Annotated in this window: 6 protein-coding genes and 1 pseudogene; 1 reads left to right on the top strand and 6 read right to left on the bottom strand. The window is 62.0% G+C overall.

Annotation, left to right across the window (positions count from 1 at the left end; genetic code table 11):
• The 5 genes from APY03_RS33840 to APY03_RS33860 all read right to left on the bottom strand — a co-directional run.
• Positions 1-791: IS630 family transposase (locus tag APY03_RS33840; RefSeq protein ID WP_198161351.1), on the bottom strand; the 791-nt coding region annotated here is incomplete at its 3' end.
• A 130-nt stretch (positions 792-921) separates the two neighbouring features.
• The gene (locus tag APY03_RS42040; RefSeq protein WP_146039448.1) at positions 922-2,301 is read right to left on the bottom strand and encodes a hypothetical protein; all 1,380 of its coding nucleotides are present in this window, start codon (positions 2,299-2,301) and stop codon (positions 922-924) included.
• Between the two features lie 56 nt (positions 2,302-2,357).
• The gene (locus tag APY03_RS33850) at positions 2,358-3,314 is read right to left on the bottom strand and encodes an ATP-binding protein (protein WP_068684248.1); all 957 of its coding nucleotides are present in this window, start codon (positions 3,312-3,314) and stop codon (positions 2,358-2,360) included.
• Entirely contained in the window at positions 3,311-5,272 is a 1,962-nt protein-coding gene (locus APY03_RS33855) for a hypothetical protein (RefSeq protein ID WP_068684250.1), read from the bottom strand. The genes APY03_RS33850 and APY03_RS33855 overlap by 4 nt, the downstream gene beginning before the upstream one ends.
• Complete coding sequence (locus APY03_RS33860; protein WP_146039446.1) at positions 5,269-5,982, bottom strand: hypothetical protein; 714 nt, start codon at positions 5,980-5,982, stop codon at positions 5,269-5,271. The genes APY03_RS33855 and APY03_RS33860 overlap by 4 nt, the downstream gene beginning before the upstream one ends.
• A gap of 652 nt (positions 5,983-6,634) precedes the next feature.
• On the opposite strand from APY03_RS33860, the gene APY03_RS33865 reads away from it, so the two are divergent.
• Positions 6,635-7,672 carry a site-specific integrase gene (locus tag APY03_RS33865; RefSeq protein ID WP_083944750.1) on the top strand — a complete coding sequence of 346 codons (1,038 nt, stop codon included), beginning with the start codon at positions 6,635-6,637 and terminating at the stop codon, positions 7,670-7,672.
• 385 nt (positions 7,673-8,057) lie between these two features.
• Here APY03_RS33865 and APY03_RS44935 read toward each other — a convergent pair.
• A pseudogene (locus tag APY03_RS44935) lies at positions 8,058-8,249 on the bottom strand (hypothetical protein); the annotation flags it as partial.

Below are 8,249 nucleotides of genomic sequence, written 5' to 3' on the forward strand. Positions count from 1 at the left end.
GTGCCGTAGTTGTCCACGATCAGGTGCAACTGCAGGTGCTTGGGCGTGCGCCGCTGGATCAGGCGCAGGAACTGCAACCACTCCGCGTGGCGGTGTTGCTGCTGGCACATGGAAATCACGGTGCCATCCAGGGTGTTCAAGGCAGCGAACAGCGTGGTCGTGCCGTGGCGCTTGTAGTCATGCGTGACGGTACCGGCGCGGCCCTTCTTCATCGGCAAGCCCGGCCGGGTGCGGTTGAGCGCCTGGATCTGGCTTTTCTCGTCGCAGCTGAGCACCAGGGCACGCTCGGGCGGGTTCAGGTACAGCCCCACGACGTCCAGCAGCTTGTCCTCGAAGCGCGGGTCGCGCGAGAGCTTGAAGCTGCTCTGGCGATGCGGCTTCAGGCCGTTGCGCTGCCACACCCGGCGGATGGTTGTCGGCCCCACACCGAGCTGCGCGGCCAGCGTGCGCGTGCTCCAGTGCGTGGCAGCAATGGGTCTGTCATGCAGCGTCTTGTCCACGATGTTCGATTCAAACTCGGCGGTGGTCACGCTGGGAGTACGCCCAGGGCGCGGCGCATCGTGCGTCAGGGCCTCCACCCCGCCTTCCAGGAAGCGTTGGCGCCACAAGGCCACCTGGCGGCGATCCAGATCGACCTCGGCGGCGATGTCCTTGTTCTGCCAGCCCTGGGCGGCCAACAACACGATCTTGGCGCGTTGCTGAACACGAGCCTCCACGCGGCCTCGTCGCGCCAGGGCCGTCAGCTCTCGTTCGACAACAACATCCAGTTCGATCCTTGGGGCAATGCGCATGGCTGCGACCTCCATCCAAGTCGGAGTGTGCCGCATCAAATAAGTTCAATTATTTCAAGCGCACTGCACTAGCAGGTGCACGTCACGCCCGCGACGAAGATGAAAAGCACCTCGGAGCCCTGTTGAGCGCTCAACAAGTGAGCTTCAACTTATGTTCCGCAATGCACTGCCCCCACGCGGAAGTCGATGTCGATCCAAGGGAGATCTCGAACTGGCGGGAATGCGGCCGCAGGCTGATTCCGGCCAGCCTGGCTAATAGCTGATCTACCTGAACGGCGTTATACCCCGCGACGTGAAAGACTTGTCTGTCCGTCCTGCGCGGGATGCACCAGGAGAGGGGTGGCCAGACCTGAAGACAGGCCGTGAGCTCGTCGTTGTGCCCACCGCCTTCAGGACTCCCTGCGGCCGAAAGATCCAGCCCGATCGCATGGGCGGTCTGAACCACACACAGCGAAAACACCGCCAAAGCAGTCGACGCCTCTTCAAGGCACGCCACCGCTTCATCCGCGTCCGTCCACTCAGCTGTGCGGTATTTCTCATACATGTGGAAGACGAGCGAGAACGAAACGCGCCAGCGCGCCAGTACGAGGCAGCATGCGCAAAGATCAGGGGGTTTCGTCGCGTGACCGATCGGGACGCCGATGCTGAGCCAGCAAGGTTCGACAAATTCACAATCACCGCGATCGATGAGAAGTGGCTTCGGCCGACGATGCCCGCAGTGACCTTGCACTCGCCTTGCGAGATGCCGACCGATCGAACGAAGCCAGGCGACGGCTGCAGCGAAGTCGGATCTCAAGGTCGCTCGTCGGACGGGCAGCAAGGGCACCTCATGCACTTGAACCTTTAGCCATCTCGAATCATTCGCCGTTTCCAGCCGTTGCCGTACAGGCGTTCCAGCAAACAGGACTTCGAAGTAAGCGGCATCGCCCCCTGGGAATGCTCTGCTCGAATCCACGCCGGACACCGACCTTGATCGACAGATGCTCTCGATCTCTTTCTGGATGCAAGCTGCCGACTTCGAAGCCTTGTCCTCATCAACGGCAAAAAGGTCTGAGAATAGCGGCTCGCGGCCCGCGAAGGGACGCCCGCATCCATGGCAGTGCAGCGGTTGCTGTAGGTACTCAGGTGCCCCGTCGAGAAAGATCTTCATTCCGCAGCCCGGACAGGCCGAAACGAGGTCGACGCCGTGAAACGGGCACGTCCGCAGTCCTTCTATCTGATGGATGCTCGAATGAAACCACCTTTCCAAACATACAGCACAGAATCGCACGTAGGGTGCGCATATCGCGCGCCGATGTGAGCCGAAGAGTTCGTCCAGCGTATGGGCCCGCAGCACGTCGTGTCGCCCGCCGGGCCTGTTGCCGTACTTTCGTTCCTCGGCGATACGGTTGAATAGCCGGGCAGGCGCACTCTTGGGTAGATGCTCACCGCTTGGGTCGACGCTCGCCAGGACGCGGCCGAGGACTCTTCCATCAATTGCGTTCAGGAAGCCGAACTTGTGCGCTGTCAACCAGGCGCTCTCCGCTGGCCTCCAGTATGAGTTTGGCCAGATCCAGATCGAACGCTTCAATAGATCTTCTTGGGGCACAGCAACTCCAGGCCTCGGGCCCAGTTCAGTGGAGTGGTTCCGGGTATGCAGTTCGGGTTGTTCAGGCAGTCTTTCAGGACATAGTGGATCGGATCGACCACCCACTCCATGCAGATGCCGCGTCCATTCCCCAGGTTGTCAATGCACGAGTGGGTGCAGAGTGCCTGCCAGTACGAGTCCGCCTCGGTGGCCAGGCGCCAACCCCCGTCGTAGGCAGCCTGAGCGAAGTACCGCGTGAACGGCCACTGCGCATCCGGAAACTGGAGCTTCTCGTCGAATTGCGCCAGAAGCAGCTTGAGCTCGTCGCGCGAGCGCAAGCCATCGAAGTCGAACACCTTCACGAAGATGCGTCCGGCCACCCCCTGCGAGCCCGCTCCATCCTGGATGAGCTTGGACTTGTGGCGCAGTTCCTCGCTGCCGAAGGAGAAGACGCACATCCCGAAGTTGTTCATCTCCAGGCGGTTCCACAGGATGGAGAGTGCTTCCCATTGGTGCACGCCCAGCCTCTGGGCCTCGTCGAGTAGAACGACGCAGTGGGCGGCACCGCTGTCGCGACACATCGACATCAGGCAATTGGCCAAGGCGTGGCAGTCTTGGGTGCGTCGCCGCAGGGAACTGCCTTTGGCAAGCTGCTCCATGAACTGGGTGAATAGACGCTCATAGCGGTCGGTCGGTGTCTGCGTTTCGGAACTGAAGTCCACGAACAGGAGGTCCGGGAATGCGTCGCGCAGCGCAGCCGAGATGGCACGCAGCGCTGTCGACTTCCCTGCCCGCGATGAGCCGGCGAAAGCGAGGCCACTTTTGCCGAGCTCGACCCAGGTGAAGATGAGCTTCCTGGCGACTTCGAGCATCGTCGTCGAGAGCAGATAACCGTTGCGTCTGGCGATCGGATGCTTGGCCTGGTGGGCCTGACGGTAGGCAAGTTCCTCGATCATTTCAGACTCTCCTGCGCTGCCAGCCGAGTGCTGGTCCAAAGATCGGTCGTGTCCGGAGCGTGAGCGGGTGCGACGGGTGCCGCGGGCGCGCTCGAAATCGGGCCGATCGGCGTGCCGCCGCTCAGTGTGGAAAGGACCTTGTTGGACCCCCGCACGACCTTGCCTGGGTTCCTGTTGGCATGGGCGCGCATCTGCTCCATCTTGTGGGCCTTAAAGACTTCGATTGGATCGTCCGAGCCAGCGTACTGAATGGTCCGCTGCTTGTGAAGCCGAACGATTTCCTGTCGCGTCGGGCGATCGTGAAAGCTGTGCGACCAGTGTCCTGTGACATTGACGGGGCCGAAGCTTGAGCCATTGCGGTACCTGATCTGAATCAGGCGATGATCCCTCTGAAGCAGGGCGATCATCGGCGTGCCGATCAGGTGCCAGGCACAATGGAGCAGGTCGCTCGTGTACTTGGCATGATCCAGTTCGATGTATGGAGGAACGCCCTTCTTCTCGCTGCCGCGGATCGTGACCTTGCAGATGCCCACCGGCAAGGGGATGTGTTCTGCCAAAGTCGGCAGGTAGCCGGGAATGGCGCTTCCTTCGGCGTGCCGGCCCGCCCATTCACGTCGCAGAGCTTCGATGGGCGTCGCGCCGTACAACTCCCTCCGCGGGGCGCCGTTGAAGTTGGCGACGATGACCTCGACCAGCTCGGACAATTCCTCGAACGAGACGTTCCACTTCACGGCATTGCCGACCGGGTCATGAACGTGGCGATCCGCAGGGCCGCTGCCGGTGGTCGATGGGAGTCGCGATATTTCCTTCTGAAGCGCTGCGAAGACCTGTTCTACCGCGTACCTTGTGAGCCAACGTCCGACCTTCCCAAACTCGATCGCGGCGCCCAGCAATTCCCGCAGGTACACGAGGATCGCATCAGCGTAGTGCGTCAGATCGTTGTCCAGCCTGATCAGGGCAATGCGCAAACCCTCGAGAAAGCCAGGGATGAGCCCGTTGGGCAGTCCCGAACCCTCCTTGTAGGCGAGATCTGGAAGAGACTTGAACTCCCTCGGGCTCCATGGCGTCAACAGGTTGTTGAATGTCTCGAGGAAGTCCGCCGATGACACGCGGGAACGATGGGAGAGGTGATACGCAAGGATGCATTTCGGATGCTGCGAGACCAGCAAGCACAGCGACATGCGCTCCATGGGCAGGACAAACCGGTGGCCTTCGTGCTCGATCGTGACCGTGCCGATGGCTGGGAGTTGTTGCTCGTCGTAGCAGGCGATGTCGCAGGGCAAGAGCGGTTGAAGCCAGCCCGTCTTGCCGCTGCCGCCGTCCAAACCATCATTCGCCTCCTGTCCAAAAAGCCCGTTGCGCGCAGCGCCGGTGCCTCGGTCTCGGATTCCGTCCAGGACGTAGTTGCGCATGGCTTGATAGGCACATGTGACAGTGCAAAGGGGATACTGGGTCGGCCCCACCCCCTCATGGCGCAGTACGCCTAAGAGCGTTCGATGCAGCTCAGCCAGATTGAGCGCGATGGATTCAGGCTCCCTCCCCTCTTGCCTGGCGATTGCCTTGTCGAGGACTGCCTTGGCGGTTGGATAGGCTTTCAGAAGCTGGGTGAAGCTGCCTGCGGCACCAGCGCCGTCGTTGATCGTCTGTCCGTTCGATGGCTGCTCGCGGTCGTACTGCTTGATTCGGGTGCCCGAAATCAGCGCGCGGAACCCCCAGACGCGTCCATCGGCGTGCGGCAGGAAAAAGCGATCCTCGTGGTAGCTGAGTCGCTGACGGCTGACCCCGTGAATACGCAGCACCTCCCTGGGTGGCATACCACCCCAGTAAGCCTCCAGGGCGGACCGAAGCTTGTCGTACTGCGCTCTCTTGCCGGACGGCAGCAGTTCAGTGTCGGGCAGCGGCGCATGCTGCAGGTCCAGCTCTTCGAGGCGGATCTCCCGACTTGCGGTGTGTCTCACTTTTCGCTCCACGGGATGACCGGCGTGGACAAGCCAAGCGCCCTCTTGCGGATTTCAACGGTGAGAGAGCGTCGCTGATGAGCGCGCATCAATGCGACGAAGATATGGGCCCGTGGCATGTTGATGGCGGGATAGACGTCGCGCACCGTAATGCCATCGCGGGCGATCACCAGCCTGGAGATCTCCTCGCGCAGCGCGTCAACCTCGAGGTGGCGAAACTGAAGGAGGACCGGATTGACGCTGAGCCAGTTCATCAGCATCACCTGTTCTCGCATTGCATCGGCCTCTGTGTACCGCTTCCACGCGTAGCCGACGGCCTTTGCGTGACCTTCCTGCGTTTCCCTTTGCTTTTCCACGCAAGGGTCGTTGCCCGTGTCACCTTGATGGCCCACTGCCCACAACTCGGGCGGACCTCCGCGGCGCTGAAGGCGCATGTCCGGCTTGGAGCCCCGGTAGCCTCCCGAAGACAGCTCGGACCAGATCAGATCGAGGTCGCAGCTGTACGTGAGGATGTCCTGGGAGGCCTCGGCGTGCAGCATGGCCGCGAGCTCGAGCGAACTCCTTGCCACCCAATCCCGATCGACCTTCGCACCGTAAAAGTAGCAGAGGTTGCCGGGCCGTTTTCCCCGCTTCTGTACTTCGGCGCGAACAGTACTTGAAGCCTTGAGCGGAGAGCGTCCGCGAGCAGATTTGATGGTCGCTGCATCCATGGCGCATTCACGACCATGCTCACGTCGTTGAGAAAACTGGAAAAAGGCTTCCCTCTGCGCTATATTTACAGCGCATTCCGTCCAGGAAAGCTTCTGAGGCAAAAAGGGGCAGCTCGCCGCAATCGAGCTGCCCCTCTCAGTTTTCGTCTACGTCAGCATGACCGAGCCTTTCGAAAAAAATAAAAATAGGCGACGCCCCACGATTTGGCAAGTCTTGTCGTGTTCGATCTCGGCAACGCGAACCTCGCTCGGTCGGCACACGGCTTTCCACGCATGTGGATCGCTCACCTTGCGGTCTGTGTTCCCCTACGTCGTCATGACGGTAGCGGTGCCAACAGCGAACATCGCCACGACCTATCGATGGGCGCAGTCCCGACTTCTCGGTGACCATGCCTTCAATTGTTTTTGATGTTTGCCAAAGAAATTGCCTTCAACTTTTAGTTTGACAAAGACATTACCTTGACTATTTTCAGGAAATTTTGTTGACAGCAACTTCGGACCGCACTGATTTCCCTCGAGGGAAAATCCTTGGACCGATGCGAAATGTCAAACGAATTACTAGAACTACATATTGGTGCCTGCGCCGGAGCGTCGGCTCGTGCTCGATCCCGCGCGGCTCACGCGTCTGGCCGAGGACGCGGCGCGCGCGCTGATGCGCGAAGGCGAATCGGCCAACACCCGGGCCTCGTACGCCTCGGCCATGCGGTACTGGGCGGCCTGGTACGCCGCGCGCTACGGTGATGTGTTGCGCATGCCCGTTCCGGTGCCGGTCGTGATCCAGTTCATCGTCGACCACGCCGCGCGCAAAGCGGACGTGCGAGACCCCGAGCGCGAGGCCGGCCTGTTAACGGGATCAGCCACAGGTCTGGTCAGCGAGCTGCCGCCCGACGTCGACCAGGCGCTGGTGGCCAACGGCTACAAAACGCGGCTCGGCGCGCCCGCGCTCAACACGCTCGTGCACCGCATCGCCGTGCTGTCGAAGGCACACCAGCTGGCCAAGGAGCCGAACCCTTGCGCAGACCCGCTGGTGCGTGAGCTCCTCGGCCAGACGCGCCGCGCCTATGCCAAGCGCGGCGCGCGGCCGCGCAAGCAGCGCGCGCTCACCAAGGATCCGCTGCAGGCGCTGCTCGCGACCTGCGACGACTCATTGCGCGGAAAACGCGATCGCGCCCTCCTCCTGTTTGCATGGGCGACTGGCGGGCGGCGGCGCTCGGAGGTCGCCTCGGCCACCCTCGAGAACTTGCAACGCGTCGACGCCCGCTCCTATCTCTACACGCTCGCGCACTCCAAGACCAACCAGGCCGGCGCCGAGCGCCCCGAAGATGTGAAGCCCCTGGTGGGCAGCGCGGCGCAGGCCATGCAGGACTGGCTCGCCGTGCTGAAAGAAAAAGGGATCACGGAAGGCGCCCTCTTCCGCCGCATTCGCAAGGGCGGGCATCTCGGGGAGCCACTCGCGCCAGCGGCCGTGCGCGACATCGTGAAGGAGCGGTGTGCGTTGGCAGGCATCGAGGGGGAGTTCTCGGCCCATTCATTGCGGGCGGGGTTTGTCACCGAGGCTGGCCGGCAGAACATGCCGCTGGCCGAGACCATGGCCATGACGGGACACCAGAGCGTGGCGACCGTGATGGGGTATTTCCGCGCCGAAAGCGCGTTGGGCAGCAAGGTCAGCCGGATGCTCGATGGAGATTAACCGCCGCGAAACCTTACTACCAGCGTCGACTGACGGCCAGCCCGGACCATAAGCCGCGAAGGTTAAGCCTACACGACGCATGAGCTCCGGCGCGCCCTTCAAGCCCCGCCTAGAGCGGGCTTTTTTTCATGCCCGCTCGCCTGAGGCCAGCCGCCAAATACAGGCCCCCGTGCAGAGCAACGCCTCGTAGTCCGTCTGATCGAGCGTAGGTCGCAGTCTCTCCAACATCTCGGCAAGCGTTGAAATCGCATCGCTCGATGTGAGCGAGCAGCCGTCGCTCGCCAACTGGCCATCAGAACGACCAGGTCGGTTTGGCTCAAATCACTTGCTCCGCGCTTCGAAATGCACGTCCCAACACAGACGCTGGCAGGCTATCCGATCGAGCTCAATCCCGATCGCCGCCCCGATCATCCCAATCCCGACGGTGGTGATGACGATGACGCCAACGTTCGCCCTGCCCGTAGTAAGCCGGCGCAGGCGGCCCGTAGTACACCGGTGCTGGGCGGTAATACGCCGGCGGCGGCGGCCGGTCGTACACAGGAGGAGCTGGTTGGTAGTAGATCGGCGCCGGGCGCGA

This window comes from Variovorax sp. WDL1 (assembly GCF_001541225.1).
Classification (GTDB): Bacteria; Pseudomonadota; Gammaproteobacteria; order Burkholderiales; family Burkholderiaceae_C; genus Variovorax.

What these genes read in the sequence shown, in the direction of transcription:
- APY03_RS33850 (WP_068684248.1), bottom strand. Translation starts at nt 3,314, where the DNA reads ATGATCGAGGAACTTGCCTACCGTCAGGCCCACCAGGCCAAGCATCCG.
- APY03_RS33865 (WP_083944750.1), top strand. Translation starts at nt 6,635, where the DNA reads ATGCGCGAAGGCGAATCGGCCAACACCCGGGCCTCGTACGCCTCGGCC.
- APY03_RS33860 (WP_146039446.1), bottom strand. Translation starts at nt 5,982, where the DNA reads ATGGATGCAGCGACCATCAAATCTGCTCGCGGACGCTCTCCGCTCAAG.